This window comes from Staphylococcus ureilyticus (assembly GCF_025558845.1).
In the GTDB taxonomy this organism is placed as follows: domain Bacteria; phylum Bacillota; class Bacilli; order Staphylococcales; family Staphylococcaceae; genus Staphylococcus; species Staphylococcus ureilyticus.
Map to the genome: position 1 here is coordinate 793,754 of NZ_CP094825.1, position 20,105 is coordinate 813,858.

At 31.6% G+C, this 20,105-nt stretch carries 20 protein-coding genes and 1 riboswitch; of the genes, 12 read left to right on the forward strand and 8 right to left on the reverse strand.

The features are described 5' to 3' along the window. Window positions 1-30 precede the first annotated feature (30 nt). From MUA21_RS03895 to graF, 4 genes are all read right to left on the reverse strand, one after another. Window positions 31-837, reverse strand: coding sequence for an energy-coupling factor transporter transmembrane component T family protein (locus tag MUA21_RS03895; protein ID WP_262561910.1), 807 nt, complete (start codon window positions 835-837; stop codon window positions 31-33). Continuing rightward, on the reverse strand, window positions 830-2,251 hold the full coding sequence (locus tag MUA21_RS03900) for an ABC transporter ATP-binding protein (protein WP_262561912.1): 1,422 nt from the start codon (window positions 2,249-2,251) through the stop codon (window positions 830-832). Before MUA21_RS03900 ends, MUA21_RS03895 begins: the two co-directional genes overlap by 8 nt. Before the next feature lie 12 nt (window positions 2,252-2,263). After that, window positions 2,264-2,839, reverse strand: coding sequence for an ECF transporter S component (locus MUA21_RS03905; protein WP_046207886.1), 576 nt, complete (start codon window positions 2,837-2,839; stop codon window positions 2,264-2,266). 75 nt (window positions 2,840-2,914) lie between these two features. Next, a riboswitch (TPP riboswitch) is annotated at window positions 2,915-3,016 on the reverse strand. Between the two features lie 569 nt (window positions 3,017-3,585). Then, complete coding sequence (graF, locus tag MUA21_RS03910) at window positions 3,586-3,720, reverse strand: glycopeptide resistance-associated protein GraF (protein WP_196296357.1); 135 nt, start codon at window positions 3,718-3,720, stop codon at window positions 3,586-3,588. A 237-nt stretch (window positions 3,721-3,957) separates the two neighbouring features. On the opposite strand from graF, the gene auxA reads away from it, so the two are divergent. The 5 genes from auxA to ptsP all read left to right on the forward strand — a co-directional run bounded on the left by auxA (window position 3,958) and on the right by ptsP (window position 9,389). Beyond that, window positions 3,958-5,259: a lipoteichoic acid stability factor AuxA gene (gene auxA, locus MUA21_RS03915; RefSeq protein ID WP_073342509.1), complete on the forward strand. Its 1,302-nt coding sequence runs from the start codon at window positions 3,958-3,960 to the stop codon at window positions 5,257-5,259. Window positions 5,260-5,469: 210 nt separating this feature from the next. Next, entirely contained in the window at window positions 5,470-6,639 is a 1,170-nt protein-coding gene (locus tag MUA21_RS03920) for a class I SAM-dependent rRNA methyltransferase (protein ID WP_262561914.1), read from the forward strand. A gap of 58 nt (window positions 6,640-6,697) precedes the next feature. After that, window positions 6,698-7,240 (forward strand): DUF697 domain-containing protein, encoded by a 543-nt coding sequence (locus MUA21_RS03925; protein ID WP_107525662.1) that lies wholly within the window; start codon window positions 6,698-6,700, stop codon window positions 7,238-7,240. Between the two features lie 165 nt (window positions 7,241-7,405). Next, entirely contained in the window at window positions 7,406-7,672 is a 267-nt protein-coding gene (locus MUA21_RS03930; RefSeq protein WP_019467646.1) for a phosphocarrier protein HPr, read from the forward strand. A 1-nt stretch (window position 7,673) separates the two neighbouring features. Continuing rightward, the gene (gene ptsP / locus MUA21_RS03935) at window positions 7,674-9,389 is read left to right on the forward strand and encodes a phosphoenolpyruvate--protein phosphotransferase (RefSeq protein WP_262561915.1); all 1,716 of its coding nucleotides are present in this window, start codon (window positions 7,674-7,676) and stop codon (window positions 9,387-9,389) included. Window positions 9,390-9,619: 230 nt separating this feature from the next. Here the strand turns inward: ptsP and MUA21_RS03940 are convergent, their stop codons facing one another. Continuing rightward, window positions 9,620-9,859, reverse strand: coding sequence for a glutaredoxin family protein (locus MUA21_RS03940; RefSeq protein WP_070038015.1), 240 nt, complete (start codon window positions 9,857-9,859; stop codon window positions 9,620-9,622). Between the two features lie 200 nt (window positions 9,860-10,059). Between MUA21_RS03940 and MUA21_RS03945 the strand changes: the two genes are divergently transcribed. The 3 genes from MUA21_RS03945 (at window position 10,060) to MUA21_RS03955 (ending at window position 13,177) form a co-directional block, all read left to right on the forward strand. Then, window positions 10,060-11,412 carry a cytochrome ubiquinol oxidase subunit I gene (locus MUA21_RS03945; protein ID WP_064209106.1) on the forward strand — a complete coding sequence of 451 codons (1,353 nt, stop codon included), beginning with the start codon at window positions 10,060-10,062 and terminating at the stop codon, window positions 11,410-11,412. Next, a complete protein-coding gene (locus tag MUA21_RS03950; protein WP_046207932.1) occupies window positions 11,412-12,428 on the forward strand; it encodes a cytochrome d ubiquinol oxidase subunit II in 1,017 nt (338 codons plus the stop codon). Before MUA21_RS03945 ends, MUA21_RS03950 begins: the two co-directional genes overlap by 1 nt. Before the next feature lie 89 nt (window positions 12,429-12,517). Then, window positions 12,518-13,177 (forward strand): potassium channel family protein, encoded by a 660-nt coding sequence (locus tag MUA21_RS03955; protein WP_019467854.1) that lies wholly within the window; start codon window positions 12,518-12,520, stop codon window positions 13,175-13,177. 223 nt (window positions 13,178-13,400) lie between these two features. Here MUA21_RS03955 and rnjA read toward each other — a convergent pair whose 3' ends face one another. Beyond that, on the reverse strand, window positions 13,401-15,266 hold the full coding sequence (gene rnjA / locus MUA21_RS03960) for a ribonuclease J1 (RefSeq protein WP_262561916.1): 1,866 nt from the start codon (window positions 15,264-15,266) through the stop codon (window positions 13,401-13,403). Beyond that, complete coding sequence (locus tag MUA21_RS03965) at window positions 15,266-15,481, reverse strand: DNA-dependent RNA polymerase subunit epsilon (RefSeq protein WP_046207878.1); 216 nt, start codon at window positions 15,479-15,481, stop codon at window positions 15,266-15,268. Before MUA21_RS03965 ends, rnjA begins: the two co-directional genes overlap by 1 nt. Window positions 15,482-15,975: 494 nt before the next feature. Here MUA21_RS03965 and MUA21_RS03970 point away from each other — a divergent pair, with 494 nt between their 5' ends. Beyond that, complete coding sequence (locus tag MUA21_RS03970; protein WP_064209104.1) at window positions 15,976-16,248, forward strand: hypothetical protein; 273 nt, start codon at window positions 15,976-15,978, stop codon at window positions 16,246-16,248. A gap of 52 nt (window positions 16,249-16,300) precedes the next feature. Here the strand turns inward: MUA21_RS03970 and def are convergent, their stop codons facing one another. Continuing rightward, entirely contained in the window at window positions 16,301-16,852 is a 552-nt protein-coding gene (gene def, locus MUA21_RS03975; protein WP_046207876.1) for a peptide deformylase, read from the reverse strand. Window positions 16,853-16,974: 122 nt separating this feature from the next. Here def and MUA21_RS03980 point away from each other — a divergent pair, with 122 nt between their 5' ends. The 3 genes from MUA21_RS03980 (at window position 16,975) to MUA21_RS03990 (ending at window position 19,961) form a co-directional block, all read left to right on the forward strand. Beyond that, window positions 16,975-17,601 (forward strand): YkyA family protein, encoded by a 627-nt coding sequence (locus tag MUA21_RS03980; RefSeq protein ID WP_105874124.1) that lies wholly within the window; start codon window positions 16,975-16,977, stop codon window positions 17,599-17,601. 266 nt (window positions 17,602-17,867) lie between these two features. Continuing rightward, a complete protein-coding gene (gene pdhA, locus MUA21_RS03985; protein WP_046207874.1) occupies window positions 17,868-18,980 on the forward strand; it encodes a pyruvate dehydrogenase (acetyl-transferring) E1 component subunit alpha in 1,113 nt (370 codons plus the stop codon). A gap of 3 nt (window positions 18,981-18,983) precedes the next feature. After that, window positions 18,984-19,961 (forward strand): alpha-ketoacid dehydrogenase subunit beta, encoded by a 978-nt coding sequence (locus tag MUA21_RS03990; protein ID WP_046207873.1) that lies wholly within the window; start codon window positions 18,984-18,986, stop codon window positions 19,959-19,961. Window positions 19,962-20,105 lie beyond the last annotated feature (144 nt).

Genomic DNA, 20,105 nt, shown 5'->3' on the forward strand with positions numbered 1-20,105 from the left:
TAATGAATTTTGGATAAAATAAGGTAATCGTTAATATATATTTTTTATACGAACATCGTTTATACCTGTAATCGGTAAGTGAAGTGCTAAGAAATAAGCAACAACCAAAATGATGATAAAAACGATGATTAATAGAAAGTCTTTATACGAGAAAGGTGTATGATAATAGTAGGTGCGCGTACCATCTTTAAAACCTTTTTTCTCCATTGCAACAGCAAGTTGATGTGCTTTTCTAATGTTTTGGCTTAAAAGTGGAATCATAAGATGTTTGATTCTACTAAATAAATTGTAATTTTGTTGAGAGATAATTTGATATCTCATTTTTAAAGACTTTCTAAGTTGAACTAAAGTGCTAATCATTAATGGCACCATTCTTATAGCAGCCATAAAAGCATAAGCAACTTTAGGCTTAACTTTTAAATGTTGCATTAGGCTGTAAAAGACCATTACAATTTCAGAAGTGAAAGCAATTAAAATACCGAAAAATGAAACAGTTGTTGTACGTAATGCTAAATGCAGCCCTCTAACTAAACTTTCAGTACTAATTTGAATAAATCCTAATTTAAACAATATATGAGTACCTTCACCATAAAAAATCATGAATAAAGCTGAAATTAGGCTGAAAGTTATAGTAAAGAAAATAAAAGCAAATGTTATTTTAAATTTTATACCATTAAACATTAATAAAAACAAGAACATCAATAGACAAATATAAATCATAAAATCGAATTGATGTACAAATATAACAAAGAAAAACAAAAAAACAGCTAATGCTAACTTTGTAATGATATTCACATCATCCATGAAAGAGTAGTGTTTTTTCCACATTTCAAACATGATGCTCACCTGCTATCTCTAGAATATGTTTTTGACTTACACACAATTTACGTGTTGGATAGCGTGCGATAATTTCAGGATCATGTGTAACCATAATAATTGTTTGGCCATCTCTAACGCGATGTTGGAATAATTTAATTAAATTAAATGTATTATGACTATCTAAGCCGAATGTTGGCTCATCTAATAAAATATATTCTGATGTAGAGCTTAAAGCTATAGCTACACTCAGTCTACGTTTCTGCCCGATTGACAGTTCATAAGGGTGTTGTGATTGAACATCTTCTAAATTTAACATTTTAAGCATTTGAATTGTTTTTTCTTCAGCTTCTGATATAGAAGGATAATTAGCTTTGTTTTGTATGAAAATTTCTTTGTAAACTGAATTCGCAATAAATTGAATTTCAGGATTTTGATATACAAGATACATATTTTTAGCAGCTTCTTTGATTTTAGTAAGCTTTTTGCCATCAAAAGACATTGTGCCTTCATATTTAATAAGCTGCATCATCGATTCTAATAAAGAAGTCTTGCCTGAGCCGTTTGGACCGGTGATTGTAATCCATTCGCCACCAGTGATATTAAGTTTTGGTATATCGATAAGTGTCTTTTTACTTCTTTTTATAGTGCCTTGTTCAAAAAGAAATAGATGCTCATTGGCATATTGAATATTAGATTGCTGTAAATCGATAGGTAAAGGTGCTTTATCCCAGGCTTTTGGATGCCAAACGCCATATTCGGATAAAAGGTGTTCATAGTTGTTTAATATGTCAGCTGGTGAGGCATCACCAATAATAACACCATCATAGTTTAATAATATTACGCGATCGATATGCTGCCATATATGTTCTACTTTATGTTCAACTATAATCACAGTTTGATCTTGCCATAACGCTTTAATCTTATTCCATAATTCTTCTGTTGATGTTACATCTAACATCGCGGTTGGTTCATCTAGAAATAAAGTATTAGCTTGTTGTAATAATGTTTCTGCAATTGCTAATTTTTGTTTCATACCGCCACTTAAATTATTGATATATTGGTCTTTTTTGACGTTTAAATCAACAGACTCGAGTGCTGATTCAATCAATGCATCCATTTTATGTCGGGGCGTTTGTAAATTTTCAAGGACAAAGGCGAGTTCCTCATATACCTTTGGCATACAGAATTGGCTATCAGGTTCTTGAAAAATAACACCACAATCTTGATCAATCTCTAATTTATCGTATTTCATTGGCAATTCAATGAGATTTGGTACGATATCACTTAAAACATTCAATAACGTGCTTTTACCTGAACCAGAGGGACCAAGTATAAGGACCTTCTCTTTATCTTTAATTTCAAGTGATAAATTGTCGAATATTTTCTTTTGTCCATTTGGATATTTAAGACGTAGATTTTCAGTGACTATCAACTTTTATGCTCCTTATAAATTGTCATAATCTTTTTGTGTTGCAGGTCTGAATAATTTGGTTACGCCAGTTTGATCTAATATTTTCACAATATAATAGGACAACAATCCAGCCACAACAATACCGCTAATCAATCTAAATACGATATAAAGTGTTAAGTTCCATCCTGCAATTTCTCCTAAATAACCATAAGCAAAATCAAGGGGAAGTGTCGCAACAGATGCTAAAAATCCTGCTAACATAGCTACCATTGCTGAACGTGATTTATATCTAAAAATAGCGAAAATAATCTCACATGCTAATCCTTGAAGTAATGCATAGACCATTGTTGGAATATCAAATCTTCCCATGACAATTGTTTCACCTGCACCAGCAGCAAATTCAGCTAAAATCGCAATACCAGCTTTTGGTATAATCAAATATGCAACAATCGCAGCCATAAACCATGCACCATATGTTAGTTCTTCAATATGAAGACCAGAAACTTGCACTGCCTTATATACTAAAGTCCAAATATTATAGACGATAGCAAACACAACAGCTATAAGTACGGTTACTAAAATTTCTGATAGTTTTAAACCTTTTGACATAAATTCTCCTCCAATAAAAAAACGCACAACCATCTAGAAGTTGCGCGTTAAATATAGGCATACGGATATCAAAAAACATATCACGATACACTTTCCTACGCTAGTTTAATCTAGATCAGGTTCAAAGGGTTTGAGGGTATACCTCATCTCAGTCACTAAACACCCCTAGTGCGAATATTAAATTTAATTTTAACTATAATGTATGACTTTTAATTAGTTATGTCAAGGTATATTAACGTTGAATTTGATATTTATGACTTAAATCACAGCACATAACATAAGGTTAAATAAAGACATTTTGTATAGTGCATTGGGTGATGTGGCAGTGTGGTTTTGTTAATTTAAGTTTGTTTAATTCATCGTTTTTAATGAAAAAAGGAATGATTAAGTTCAGTTACATATCACAATAAATACGTTATGTAGTGTGATTTATAAGAAAGTGTTTTTAATTTTTGTCCAAATATATCGTTGTTAAGATGTTGTGGTGTGCTTCACTCATTTGTTTATAAGTGTGTTAGATTATAGTCTCGAACCATATTTTGAGTAAGAAGTATGAAAATCAAATGACATGATATTAAATAAAGGACTAAAACCATGTAAAAGTGGTTTTAGTCCTTTAGACTAATTATAAGATTGATGTTTCAGTTTTTTTAATATTAACCTTGATAGTATGAACAAAAATTAAATGCTATTGTTCACTTTTAATTTAAATTATAATGTTCATATAGAAATCAAGCACATTTAGTTTAATCTAAAGTATCTTGAATATTTTTTTTCGTTTCTTCAGTACTATCTTCAGCAGATTCTTTTTTATCTTTCAATTTATCTTCAGCTTCTTTTGCTTTTTCAGCTGCTTTTTTATTTAATTCTTCTTTACTCATAGTTAAACACTCCTTCAATATTCAAATGACTTATGTTTTCAATATACCACTTTATTTGAAAACTAAACCACAAAGATCTAACTGTATATTACGTTAAATTTGAAATATTTGTTTAATCGATTATGTTTGGTGGAAACTTGACTGTACAACTATTTTCTATCATACTATAGACTTATTTATTGATTTATTAAAGACAAGAACTAAATGTTAATATATAATAACTTTGAGGTGAATGGTATGTCTTTTTTAAAGAAACACGCTGAGATATTATATAGTTATATAATAGGCATCGTTTCGCTCTTCACAGGTCTCATCATTTTAATAAATTTATCTATGGTCCATGACTTAAAGGATAAAGGTAAAATTGAATTACATATTCATAATGTTTGGGATTTTATAAATGCATTTTTTGCAGAAATCATAAGAGTCATGAGTAATTATATAGGGAATTTCCCTGTTATAAGTGCAGTATTAATTATTTTATTTGGTATTGTAGTCATCTTACTCGGATTCACGCTATTAAGAACAACAAGATATGATTATGATGTTTCAATCTTCTTCTTAGTGATAGGTATACTGTTCTTCATTATAACACTTATTTTAATGACACAAGTTTATAGCTTCTTTGCTATCATTTTTATTATCCCATTTGTAGTTCATATTGGGTATATTGTATATAAAGATGAATTAAATCCAGATCACAGAAAATATCATTATTTATTAATTATTTTCAGTTATGGGATAAGTTATTTAATTACGCAAATCGTATTATATGGAAGAATAGATAGCGACGAAATCATTCCTATTGATATTTTGAGTGTAAATACATTCTTTTTATTAATGTGGTTACTAGGTCAAATGTCAATTTGGAATTTCTTGTTTTTAAGAAGGGCACTTCCTTTAACAAAACAAGAATTAGGTGAAGAAGAACCTGAATTATCTAGAACAAGCAAAGGTACAGTTACAAACCAAACGAAAGAGCATTTGAAAAGTTTACAAGATAAGACAACTGAGTTTACTCGGAAAACACGTAGAAGTGTTGATATTCAAAAATTAAGAGATAAAAAAGACAAATTTATCGAAAAATGGAAGAATATTATTGATATACAAGAGGATGATATTCCAAATTGGATGAAAATTCCAAAATGGGTTAAGTCAGCTTATGTAGAAATATTTTGTGGTGTTGTATTATTATTCTTTACAATTATAGAATTTAATAATAGAAATGCTTTATTTGTTTCAGGTAATTGGGAAATTTCTCAAACACAATATGTGATTGAATGGATTACCTTATTATTACTAATGCTGATTATTATTGCTTATATATTAACGACATTAACGAACTTCTTGAGAGATAAATTCTATTATCTGCAGTTGTTTATGGTTAGTATATTATTTTTCAAATTGTTAACGGAATTTATGAATATTATGGTTCATGGCCTATTATTGTCAATTTTCATTACGCCAATATTGTTTGTGATGCTAATCGCAGTAATTGTATCATTTATTATTAAATTGCGTGAACCTTCAAAAGATTAACAAGTAAATAAACTTTTAAAGGACTGGCTATTGCTAAATGCCAGTCCTTTTTGATTCATGATTGAAATAACACAAAAGATTAAAAACAATAATATAATGTTTGAATTGAGAAATCATTCAATTATAGATAAATGATGTTACGATATTTCTTGAGATGATAGAATAAGAAAGCATAAATTATAAAATTAGAAGAAAGGCTGACATTTAATTATGAAAACTGCCGTATTAAATAAAGGTAAAGAAACGAAATATCTAAATGGATATCCATTAATCGATGATGATGACGTGTATGCGCATGATCATTTAAAAGAGGGCGATTTATTCTCGTTAGTAAATGATGAACAAACCTATATTGCAACTGCGTACGTCGGAAGGCAACATAAAGGACTTGGATGGGTATTGAGCTATGATGAAAATGAAGTGATTAATACTCAATTTTTTGAGAGACTTTTTGAAATCGCAATACAAGAAAGAGCGTATTTTTATAATATTGAAGGTACTAATGCTTTTAGAATATTTAATGGTGAAGGTGATGGTGTAGGTGGTCTAACTATTGATAATTATAACGGACACTTTTTAATACAATGGTATTCTAAAGGTATTTATAAATACCGTTATCAAATTTTAAATGCATTAAAAAATACCTTAGAATACAAATCTGTGTTTGAAAAAATGAGATTTAAAGATGCCCAAATAGCTGGAGGGTTTGTTGATGGGGAAGCACCAGAATTTCCTATTATAATCGAAGAAAATTTCACATTTTATAATGTGGATTTAAATGATGGTCCTATGACAGGTATTTTCTTGGATCAAAAAGAAGTACGAAAGAAATTAAGAGATCATTTTGCTGAGGATAGGTATTTGTTAAATGTGTTTAGTTATACTGGTGCTTTTTCAGTTGTCTCAGCAGAAAAGGCCAAAGTCACTACTAGCGTTGATTTAGCTAACAGATCACGCACATTAACAGAAGAAAATTTTGGCTTAAATGCGATTGATCCAAAGACACAATATATATTTGTAATGGATACCTTTGATTATTTTAATTACGCGCGCCGTCATGATTTACTTTATGACACAATCGTTATTGATCCACCTAGTTTTGCAAGAAATAAGAAAAAAACATTTTCAGTATTGAAAGATTACGATAAATTAATACTAGGTGCTTTGGAAGTGCTTTCGCCAAATGGAACTTTATTATTGTGTACAAATAATAGTACATTTTCATTAAAAGCATTTAAAAAAATGATTGAAGATACATTGAATAATGCAGAAGTTGATTTTGAACTATCAGAGGTAATGGGATTACCAAAAGATTTTAAAACACATCCACACTATAAACCATCAAAATATTTGAAGGCTATTTTTGTAAATATACAGTAATTTCTGTGAAAGAGGGTAATATTTTTAAAGTACAAGATTTTACCAAGGAGTGAATATCATGAGTTTAAAAAATAAAATAACTAATAATGTAACACAGAAAGTCGGAAATAAAGTTTTAAATATTGAAGATATAAAAAATAAAAGCGATATACCAACGACTAACATAGAATTAGATGAACGTCGTCAACGCGCTCAAGCTATAGTGAGAAAAAAATCAATGTTATCTTCAAGTGTTAGTATTGTACCAATACCAGGCCTTGACTTTGGTGTCGATATCAAGCTAATGAGAGATATTATAGAAGATGTTAATAAAATCTATGGTTTAGATCACAAACAAGTAAATTCAATGAGAGAAGATGTAAAAGAACGTATTTTTACAGCTGCTGCAATACAGGGTAGTCAATTTATAGGTAGAAAAGTATCTAATGCCATATTAAAAGTCGTTATTAGAGATGTTGCAAAACGTATGGCTGCTAAACAAACAAAATGGTTCCCACTTGTAGGGCAAGCTATTTCGGCTTCAATCAGTTATTACTTTATGAAAAAAATCGGTGATGATCATATTGAAAAATGTGAAAAGGTTGTTAAATCTTTAATGTAATGGTGGAGCGTTTTCATAAAAAGTAACAATATTCATTGAATATTGTCATATCATGGGTGCAACGAATTGAATTTATATGTATAATTTGGTAATGTTATTATATAAAACTATGCTAGGTTTTATAATAAACTAACGATTCTAACTATACGAAGGAGACATCATATTATGGAACAAAAATCATATGTAATTATTGACGAAACAGGTATTCATGCACGTCCAGCTACAATGCTTGTTCAAACTGCATCAAAATTTGATTCAGATATTCAATTAGAATATAACGGTAAAAAAGTTAACTTGAAATCAATCATGGGTGTTATGAGTTTAGGTGTAGGTAAAGATGCTGAAATTACAATCTATGCTGATGGTAGCGATGAAACAGATGCAATGGAAGCGATTACTGATATCTTATCTAAAGAAGGATTAACTAAATAATATGTCTAATTATATTAATGGCATTGCTGCTTCAGATGGTGTAGCAATTGCTAAAGCATATTTATTAGTTGAACCTGATCTTTCATACGATAGTGAGAAGATTCGAGATGTCGACGCAGAAATTGCTAAGTTTCAAAATGCTATTGAAACATCTAAAGTTGAATTAACAAAAATTAGAAATAATGCTGAAAAAAATCTTGGTGCTGATAAAGCCGCTATTTTTGATGCACATTTATTAGTCTTAGATGATCCAGAGTTAATTCAACCGATTGAAGATAAAATAAAAAATGAACAAGTTAACGCACCAACTGCGCTTTCTGATGTAACTGGACAATTCATTACTATTTTTGAAGCGATGGATAATGAATACATGAAAGAGCGCGCTGCAGATATTCGTGATGTGTCAAAACGCGTTTTAGCACATATATTAGGTGTGGAATTACCAAATCCTAGTATGATTGATGAAAGCGTTGTTATTATAGGTAATGATTTAACACCTTCAGATACTGCTCAATTAAACAAGGAATTTGTACAAGGTTTTGTTACAAATATTGGAGGTAGAACTTCTCACTCAGCAATTATGAGTCGCTCACTAGAAATTGCTGCAGTAGTAGGAACGAAATCAATCACGCAAGAAGTTAAACAAGGTGATATGATTATTGTTGATGGTTTAACTGGCGAATTGATTATTGATCCTACAGAAGACGAAGTCATTGCATATCAAAACAAGCGTGAACGTTTCTTTGAAGATAAAAAGGAACTTCAAAAATTACGCGATGAAGAAACAACAACTGTTGATGGTGCTCATGCTGAACTCGCTGCTAATATCGGTACACCAAATGATTTGAAAGGTGTAATTGAAAATGGTGCTGAAGGTGTAGGATTATATCGTACTGAATTTTTATATATGGGTAGAGACGAAATGCCGACTGAAGATGAACAATTTGAAGCTTATAAAAAAGTACTTGAAACAATGGAAGATAAACGCGTTGTTGTTCGTACTTTAGATATTGGTGGAGATAAGGAACTCCCATATTTAAATTTACCAGAAGAAATGAATCCATTCTTAGGATACCGTGCGATTCGTTTATGTTTAGATCAACCTGACATTTTTAGACCACAATTGCGTGCTTTATTACGTGCGTCAGCTTATGGGAAATTAAATATTATGTTCCCAATGGTAGCGACAATTAAAGAATTCCGTGATGCGAAAGCATTGTTATTAGAGGAAAAAGAAAATTTAACAAATGAAGGTATTGAAGTATCTGATGATATAGAAGTTGGTATCATGGTAGAAATTCCTTCAACTGCAGCATTAGCAGATGTTTTTGCTAAAGAAGTAGATTTCTTCAGCATCGGAACGAACGATTTAATTCAATATACAATGGCCGCGGATCGTATGTCAGAGCGAGTATCTTACTTGTATCAACCATACAATCCAGCAATTTTACGTTTAGTGCAACAAGTGATTGATGCTTCTCATAAAGAAGGCAAATGGACTGGAATGTGTGGAGAAATGGCCGGAGATGAAATTGCTATTCCATTACTATTGGGCCTAGGATTAGACGAATTCTCTATGAGTGCTACATCAATTCTTAAAGCACGTCGTCAAATTAAAGGATTAAGTAAAAATGAGATGGAAGAGTTAGCGCAAAAAGCGATTAACTGTGCTACTTCTGAAGAAGTACAAGATTTAGTAAGTAATTATACGCAATAAAAAAAGCTGGTAATTCATTATATAATGGATTACCAGCTTTTTTAGTTATTATATTGCGATTTATTTTAATACTAAGTAGATATACATATAACAGTGGATAAGGAGCATTTATCCACTTACTCATTTTGTTTAATATAGCTGAAATTAGGTTATGGTTAGTTAAAACAACTAAAGTGATGAATTGCCTTATTAGCCTAGTTGATTTAGATTATTTTATAGAGTTGTGAAATTTAATGTGTTGTTTCAATATTTAAAACGTGGTTAATTTTATCCATATCAACTTGGTACATTGGTTCACCATTCAATAATATAAAGGGTGTTGCAAATGCATCATAATCAATCATTTCATTTCGATATTGCTGATTAGCAATGTTTTTTTCTATATATTTAAAACCTTTATCAGTTAAATAGTTTTTTATAAAGGTGCAAGGAGGACAATCATTTTGTGTGTAAATGATGATATCAGTCATTCAGCATCAATCCTTTCTACAAAGTCATTTTCTTTAATAGTAAGTGACTTTTAATTATAATTCAAGCTATAAAATTACATGTAATTGGTCATTAATTTGTCACTTAATTCTGAGTTTAACTAATTTTAAAACATAGCCATTGGGTTTATAATGAATGGACGTTGTGATTTTTGTCACAAATAAATTAAAAAGGTGATATTATGGATTCAGTTGAATTAGCTCGTTTTCTAACTGCAATGACACTTGCAGTGCATATCATATTTGCAACAATAGGTGTAGGTGTACCATTGATGTTTGCAGTTGCTGAGTTTTTAGGGATTAAAAAGAATGATCCCCATTATATAACGTTAGCCAAAAGATGGTCTAAAGGTTATACGATTACTGTGGCAGTGGGGGTTGTAACAGGTACGATTATAGGTTTACAACTGTCATTACTATGGCCAACATTTATGCAAATGGGTGGTCATGTGATTGCATTACCATTATTTATGGAAACATTTGCATTTTTCTTTGAAGCGATTTTCTTAAGTATATACTTATATACATGGGATAGATTTAAGGGTAAATGGACGCATTTTTTAATTAGTATACCAGTGATTATTGGAGGTTCTTTCTCTGCCTTCTTTATTACAGCGGTTAATTCATTTATGAATACACCGGCTGGTTTTGAAATTAAAAATGGTAAAATGATAAATGTTGAACCTTGGGTAGCAATGTTTAACGACTCATTTTTAATAAGATCTTTTCACGTTGTAACGACTGCTTTTATGACGATGGCTTTTGTACTAGCTGCCATTGCTGCATTCAAATTAGTGAAAAATAAGTTTAAAAAAGATGCAGAATATCATAAAAAAGCTTTAAAATTAACAATGATACTTGGCGTTGTCTTTACGTTAGGTTCTATGTTGGCAGGAGATTTATCTGCAAAATTTTTACATCAAGAACAACCAGAAAAATTAGCTGCGTATGAATGGCATTTTGATACGGAATCCAATGCTGATTTAGTGCTTTTTGGTTCTTTAAATGAAGAAACACAAGAAGTAACTGGTGCAATTAAAATTCCGAGTCTACTTAGCTTCTTGGCTGATAATAATGTTAATACTAAGGTGAAAGGCTTGGATGAATTTCCAAAAGAACTACATCCACCGATGATTGTCCATTATTATTTCGACTTAATGGTGTCGATGGGCGTGTTCTGTTTAATTGTTTCAGCTGCTTTTGTACTAACATTATGCTTTAAAAAATTACGGAAATTCACTTATTCCAAACCAATGCTATATGGCGCTTTATTAACTGGACCTGCAGCGATGTTGGCAATAGAATTTGGTTGGTTCTTAACGGAACAAGGTCGTCAACCTTGGATTGTGCGTGGTTATCTAAAAGTGGCTGAAGCTGCCACTCAAGCAGGTGGTTTAACGTTCGTAACAATATTATTTGGTATATTATATTTAATATTGATTGTTACTTCTTCTTATGTACTAATAAGGATGTTTAAAAATAAACCAGCATATAAAGAATTTGAAGTAACTTCATCGGAAAGAGGTGATGCATGATGATATTCGCATATATAGGTATCACAGTACTATGGATATTCTTATTTTGTTATATTATTGTTGCATCAATTGATTTTGGTGCTGGTTTCTTTACGTTACATGCTAAATTGACAAAACAAGATAAAAAAATAAACCATTTGATTGCACGTTACCTTAATCCGGTTTGGGAAGTAACGAATGTTTTCTTCGTATTCTTCTTCGTAGGAATGGTTGGGTTTTTCCCAGATTCCGCGATGTATTTTGGTACAGTGTTGCTTTTACCAGCATCAATTGCGTTGATATTGTTGTCCATAAGAGGTGGCTTTTATGCTTTTGAAAACTATGGACCAGACACAAAACTACCATGGCTTGCACTTTATGGTTTAGCAGGATTATTCATACCAGCTGCATTAGCCACTACATTAACGATTTCTGAGGGTGGTTATATTACCGGTTCAAGCAACCATTTAGATTTAAATTGGTTTGAATTATTGTTAAGTCCATATTCATGGTCAGTTGTATTTCTTGCAATCATATCTGTACTTTATATTTCATCTGGATTTTTAACTTATTATGCTTCTAAAGCGAATGATAAACCAGCTTATGATTTATTAAGATACTGGTTCTTATTTTGGGGACCACCAATGATCGCTATTTCATTATTTGTATTCTTATCGTTAAGATTGCAAAATGAAACGCATTTCTATACAGCGGTATTTGATTATTGGTGGATGTTTGCACTCAGCTTTTTATGTTTTGCTGGTACAATGTTACTCACATTGATGAAAAAATGGCATGGTTTTGCATTTGTCTTAGTTATTTTACAAATGGCTTTTGCGTTCTTCGGTTATGGTGTAAGTAAGTTACCATACATTTTATATCCATATATTCGTATAGATGAACATGTTGTGAATAGTGGGATGGCTATTGCTTTAATCATCGCATTTATTTTAGGTTTACTTTTACTAATTCCATCGCTAATATTATTATTGAGATTATTTGTTTTTGATAAAAAATATGTTGAAGGTAAAAAATAGACGAATATACTTAAATATAGTAGCGATGTTTATTGTTTAAGCTACGGATATTTGATATATTTCAATTATCTTATTTTTGGAGGACGCATATGGATAAAGAATATGTGGTTATAGGTTTAGGTCGTTTTGGCGGTAGCATTGTTAGAGAATTAAATGCTTTAGATATGGATGTTATGGCGATTGATATGGATGAAGCGCGTGTGAATGAATATAGTGATATTGCCACACATGCGGTAATTGCTGACACAACTGATGAAGCTGTGATGAAAAGTTTAGGCATTAGAAATTTTGATCACGTAATTGTTGCTATTGGTGAAAATATTCAATCGAGTACGTTAACGACTTTAATTTTAAAAGAGTTAGGTGTTAAGAAAGTAACGGCAAAAGCTCAAAATGATTATCATGCAAAAATTTTAAATAAAATTGGTGCAGATACTGTTGTTCATCCTGAAAGAGATATGGGTAGGAGAATTGCACATAATGTAGCTAGTGCTAGTGTTTTAGATTATTTAGAACTAGCAGATGAACATTCAATAGTAGAAATTAAAGTTAGTGAAAAAATGGCAGGACAAACCATTATAGAATTAGATATTAGAGCGCAATATGGTATAAGTATTATTGCCATTAAAAGAGGTAGAGATATTATCGTATCTCCAGACCCAAACATAAATATTGAAATTGGGGATATTTTAATTATGATTGGTCATGATAATGACTTAAACCGATTTGAAAAAAAGGTAGTAAGATAAATATTAATATATGAACTAAAGTAGAAGAGGTGGGACAAAACAGTGATGTCCCACACTCTTCTTTTTTGTGTAAAGTGTATTCTTTAAGGGATTTTGATATTTGTGAATAGATAAGTTATACAAGGTTCAAACTTAACTTTTAATTAATGTACTCAGTCAAAATAGCAAGTGTTTAATGTAAAAATGCCTCATCCATTACAAATGGATGAGGCATTGAGTTTGATTATGATTTTGTTGATTGGTCCGTTTGGTTACCATCATTTTTTTGTTTTGCTTTCTGAGCGATGTTTTTATTATCTTTGTTGTTAATATCTTTTGTATTTTTGTTTTGAGATTTACTATTGTGTTTTTTTGAATTGTCTTTTTTCTGATTTGGTTTATTTTGTGTTTTTTTATTTTGAGAAGATGTATTATCTTCATTTACCTTCATGATCACTGGTAAAATCATTGGCTTACGTGCAGTTTTTTCAAATAAATACGGCTGTAGTGTTTCAATGATTGATGATTTAATTTGATGCCATTGTATTTCTGGATTTTGATTCAGTTTAGAAATAACATCTGTTTTGATTTTTCTTTGGGCATCATAAATTAATTGACCAGATTCACGCATATAAACAAAACCACGAGAAATGATGTCAGGACCAGATAGTAATTTGTTCGTTTTAAAGTCTATACTAACAACGACGATGACTAGGCCTTCTTCTGACAATAGTTTTCTATCTCGGATAACTACGTTTCCGATATCTCCAATACCGCTACCATCCACTAAAACATTGCCAGATGGTATTCTTCCAGCTTTTCTAGCTGAATTATGTGTTAAAGCTAAAACATCACCGATGTCAAAGATAAACACGTTGTCTGGTTCCACACCACATTCAATTCCTGATTGGCCATGTGCTTTTAACATGCGATATTCACCATGAATTGGGAGGAAGAATTTTGGACGTAACAAGCGTAACATTAATTGTTGATCACCTTTAGATCCGTGACCAGATGTGTGAATATTTGATACCTTATTGTGTATGACTTCAGCACCTGCTCGGTATAATGCATTTATAGTGCGGTTAATACTTTTAGTATTACCTGGAATAGGTGAAGAACTAAATACTACAGTGTCTTCTGGAATAATTTTAATTTGTTTGTGTGTACCATTAGCAATTCTTGATAGAGCCGCCATTGGTTCACCTTGTGACCCAGTACATAAAATTAGTAATTCATGTTTAGGCACACTATTAATTTTATTTGGTTCTATAAAAGTTTCAGGTGGTGCTTTAATATAACCGAGTTCCATACCAATTTTAATATTGTTTTCCATTGAGCGACCAAAAGTTACAATTTTACGATTGTGTTTAATTGCAGCTTCAACAGCTTGTTGAACACGATAGATATTAGATGCAAAAGTAGCAAAGATGATTCTACCGCTACAATTACGGAATATCTTTTCAACATTTTGGCCAACTTCACGCTCACTCAATGTAAAGTCAGGAACTAATGAATTGGTAGAGTCTGAAAGTAAACAAAGGACACCTTCTTCTCCAAGTTTTGCCATCTTCGCAATATTTGCTGGTTCACCAACTGGCGTAAAGTCAAATTTGAAATCTCCAGTATGAACAATATTGCCTTCTGGTGTATTAACGATAACACCATATGATTCTGGGATACTATGTGTTGTTAAATAGAATGAAACTTCGAAATGTTTAGATTTAATAACAGAACTTTCTTCGATTTCAACAAGTTCTGTTGTTCTTAACAAGTGATGTTCTTCTAATTTATTTCTGATTAAACCTAAAGCTAATGGTCCACCATATATAGGCACGTTTATTTGTTTTAATAGGTAGGGCACACCACCTATATGGTCTTCGTGGCCGTGTGTTATGAACAGACCAACTATTTTGTCTTGATTCTGTTCTAAATAAGTAATGTCAGGAATCACGTAATCAATTCCTAATAAATTATCATCAGGGAATTTGATACCTGCATCTATAATTACGATTTCATCCTGATATTCTACGGCATAAGTGTTTTTTCCGATTTCACCTAAGCCACCAAGGGCATATACCGCAACTTCATTTTTATGAATTTGTTTCATTACTCAGCTTGCTCCACATTAAAATGATCTGATTGTTTTTCATATTCTAAATGTGCGCCCTCAAGTTTAGTAATAAACTCGATATTGTAATTACGGTCTTTCAAATATCTTCTTACTTGTTCTTCTGATTGAGCTTCAACATAAATTGTTTGTGTGTGTTCTCTTACGACTACTTCATCTTTGTTATGTTGAAAAAATACTTTAAATACTGCCATTATATCTATTTCCTCCTAAGTTTTGGTTAGATTATTTATATAAACCCTGAAATGTATAATATTTTGTGAGTTTCTCAATTTTAAATAAAATAAATTTCACTAAAAGTGAATTGAAACTACGTTTTATATAAAGAGAACATACGAGCAGTTGCCCAGTATGTTTCTAGGGTCATTTTAAATTCGTTCGTATAGAAAAATACAAATAGAACATATTCGTATGTTTTCAGTTATTTCTCATTTTACATGATGTAGTAGAATAAATAAAGCAGTTTTATTTTCTACTAAAGCTTAATATGTAGAAAAAAGTGATTCACTTTATAAAAGGTATTTAACTAAGTAAATTTAGGCTACATATATTCAAATATTAAATGAATCATCATATAGCTTGAGTCAATAATAAAAATTAATTATGATTAAAAGGAAATATAATAATTAATAATTTAAAATAGAAAGTAATAGTAGAAAGTAATAAAGACGAGATGAGGATGATTGCTATGGATAAAGTGAAGCGTATTGTTGAAGATATTAAAAGTGAGAAACAACGAACTGACAAGGTCTTTCAAGATATTACATTTGAAATACGTGCGGAACAAGTTATCATGTTTTTCAATTATAATGAAATCATTGACACTGTAAATGAAGATCAAAATTATGTGAAACACAATCATGACCCTGTATTTATTGATATTCAAGAATTAAATGCTTTGAAAAAAGAGTTACAAGAGCTCAATATTATATACCATGAAAGAAGAGACGACTTTATGTAAAAAGAACTGTTAGTAAGCGTACGCGATTGGCACGTTTACTAACAGTTCTTTTTTATACTTCTACTGCGTCTTCATGAGGTTGCAATGGATGTTCTGAATCTATGTGATCATAAAACATGATGCCATTAATATGATCTATTTCATGTTGAACTACAACGGCTGGATAACCCTTTAAACGTAATTTGACATCGTTACCATCTATATCTTTTGCTTTAACAGTAACTCTATATTTACGGTGTACTAGGCCTGGTATATTTTCGTCTACGCTTAAGCACCCTTCACCAGTAGGTAGATAAGCTTCTTGAATGCTATGACTCATAATTTTAGGATTCACTAACATCAAGTCATAACTTTTACCTTCGCCATCATCCGGTAAATAAACCGCAATCATTTTTTTTGAAATATTAATCTGTGGCGCTGCAAGTCCGACACCAGAACGAAGACCATATTTATTAGCAGTTTCTTCATCTTGACTATTTATTAAAAATGTTCTCATAGCTTTTAATGTTTCTCTATCTTCATTTGATAATGGAACCTCGACATCTTTAGCTTTTTCGCGTAGCGTAGGATGTCCATCTCGAATTATATCTTTCATTGTTAACATTTGTTCATACACCTTCCTTAATATAAAATATACCAAAGATTACCAAATAAAATACAGTAATTCATTTGATTTATTAAAATTTATTATATAATATAGCACACGAAAAAGGAGGATTTTTCAAAATGAAATTTAAATATGGTATTGGTGCCATACTAGCTTCCACAGTACTTATAGCTGGATGTACAACGGATAAAGGTGAGATTAAAGATTACAATGAAAAGATACAACAAGCATTTGATGAAGAAAAGCCTGTTTCTTCAGTAGGCAAAAAACTTAACGAACTAGAGCAAGAAAAACAAAAACTTGTGAAAAAAATCAATGGTAAAGACCAACAAGAAGCAAAACAAACTTCTGAAAAAATTGTAGATAATGTTGAGAAAAGAAAAAAAGAATTTAAAAAAGAAGAAAATGCTTTAGATAATTCAGAAGAAGCGTTTAAAAAAGCTCAAAAACATTTAGATAATATTAGTGACAAAGATAAGAAAAAAGAAGTGAAAGAGTTAAATGATGCTTTGAAAGATAAATATAAGGCACATGATAACTATGCAAATTCATATAAAAATATTATGGATAAAGAAAAAGATTTATTTGAATATGGCTCACGTGATCAAGCTAATCAAGAAGAAATGAATAAAAAAACAGAAGCTGTATCCAAATCATATAAAACTATGGACAAATCATTTAATAAATACAAAGACGCAATGGAAAAAGTAAATAAAGAAAAACAAGATGTTGATAATTTAAATTAACATAAAAATGCTATTAATTTGAAATTTAATGTAAATAACTATAGCATTATAAATGAGGGCGCTTACATTCCTTTGGACATTGACGCTTTGAAACTTGAGAAAAAATATAGTACAGCAAGTTTGAAATTAGTGATACAGTTTTAAAACTGTACCTATTTACTGTATTACAGAACTTTTCATATTTGTTTAACAGTGAAACAGTTTTGTGATACAATGTTAAAGGATAAAATGAATTTCTATTATACGGGAAAGGTATGGTGAATTGAATGGCTCCGAAATTAAAAGCCCAATTCGATGCAGAGAAAGTATTGAAAGATACTGAATCTCAATTTGAAATGATCCAAATTTTGGATGAAGACGGTAATATCGTTAATGAAGATCTAGTACCTGATTTATCAGACGAGCAATTAGTAGAATTAATGGAAAGAATGGTTTGGACACGTATTCTTGATCAACGTTCTATTTCTTTAAATAGACAAGGGAGATTAGGATTCTATGCGCCTACTGCTGGACAAGAAGCTTCACAATTAGCTTCTCAATACGCATTAGAACAAGAAGACTTCATTCTTCCTGGTTATCGTGACGTACCACAATTAATTTGGCAAGGTTTGCCATTAACTGAAGCGTTTTTATTCTCTAGAGGCCACTTCAAAGGAAATAGAATGCCTGAGGGTGTTAACGCGCTAAGCCCACAAATTATTATCGGTGCACAATATGTACAAACTGCTGGTGTTGCACTTGGACTTAAAAAACGTGGGAAACAAGCTGTAGCAATCACGTATACTGGTGATGGTGGTTCTTCACAAGGTGATTTCTATGAAGGTATTAACTTCGCTTCAGCTTACAAAGCGCCAGCAATTTTTGTGATTCAAAATAATAACTATGCGATTTCTACGCCACGTAGTAAACAAACAGCTGCTGAAACATTAGCTCAAAAAGCGATTTCAGTAGGTATTCCTGGCATACAAGTAGATGGAATGGATGCACTTGCAGTATATCAAGCCACTAAAGAAGCGCGTGATCGTGCTGTGAACGGTGAGGGTCCAACACTTATTGAAACAATTACTTATCGTTATGGTCCACATACAATGGCTGGTGACGATCCAACGAAATACAGAACTTCAGACGAAGATTCTGAATGGGAGAAAAAAGATCCGTTAGTTCGTTTTAGAAAACATCTAGAAAATAAAGGTCTATGGACTGAAGAGAAAGAAAACGAAGTAATCGATCGTGCGAAAGCTGAAATTAAAACTGCTATTAAAGAAGCGGATAATACAGAAAAACAAACAGTTACAGACTTAATGGAAAATATGTATGAAGAAATGCCTCAACATTTAGCAGAACAATATGAAATCTACAAAGAGAAGGAGTCGAAGTAACCGATGGCACAAATGACAATGGTTCAAGCGATTAACAATGCGCTTAAAACCGAATTACAAAATGATGAAAATGTCTTACTTTTCGGTGAAGACGTCGGTGTTAACGGTGGTGTATTCCGTGTAACTGAAGGATTACAAAAAGAATTCGGTGAAGACCGTGTATTTGATACACCTCTAGCTGAATCTGGAATTGGTGGCTTAGCTTTAGGTTTAACTACACAAGGCTACCGTCCAGTAATGGAAATCCAATTCTTAGGATTCGTATTTGAAGTATTTGACTCTGTTGCAGGTCAAATTGCACGTACACGTTTCCGTTCTGGTAACTCAAAACAAGCACCAGTAACAATTCGTGCTCCATTTGGTGGTGGTGTCCATACTCCAGAACTACACGCAGATAATTTAGAAGGTATCTTAGCGCAATCACCAGGATTGAATGTAGTTATTCCATCAAGCCCTTATGACGCAAAAGGATTATTAATTTCTGCAATTAGAAGTAATGACCCAGTTGTATATTTAGAGCACATGAAATTGTATCGTTCTTTCCGTGAAGAAGTTCCAGAAGAAGAGTATACAATTGAAATTGGTAAAGCAAGTGTCAAACAAGAAGGTAATGACATTACTTTAATTGCTTACGGTGCCATGGTACAAGAATCATTAAAAGCTGCTGAAGAGTTAGAAAAAGATGGTCATTCAGTGGAAGTGATTGATTTACGTACGGTACAACCAATCGACTTAGAAACGTTAGTTGCTTCAGTAGAAAAAACTGGACGTGCAGTTGTAGTTCAAGAAGCACAACGCCAAGCTGGTGTTGGAGCAACAGTTGCTTCTGAATTAGCTGAACGTGCAATCCTATCATTAGAAGCACCAATTGCTCGTGTAGCTGCTGCTGATACCGTTTATCCGTTTACTCAAGCAGAAAATGTTTGGTTACCAAACAAAAACGATATCATTGAAAAAGCAAAAGCAACATTAGAATTTTAATAAATATTAATAAGTTTGGGATAGCTTTTGAAATGTTATCCCAGCTTCAATTATTAATAATAAAACAGCATGAGATTGCGAATCATAAGTTCCGTTCTCATTTTCTAATTTTTGACTAAATATGAATTTTTAGGAGGATAATAA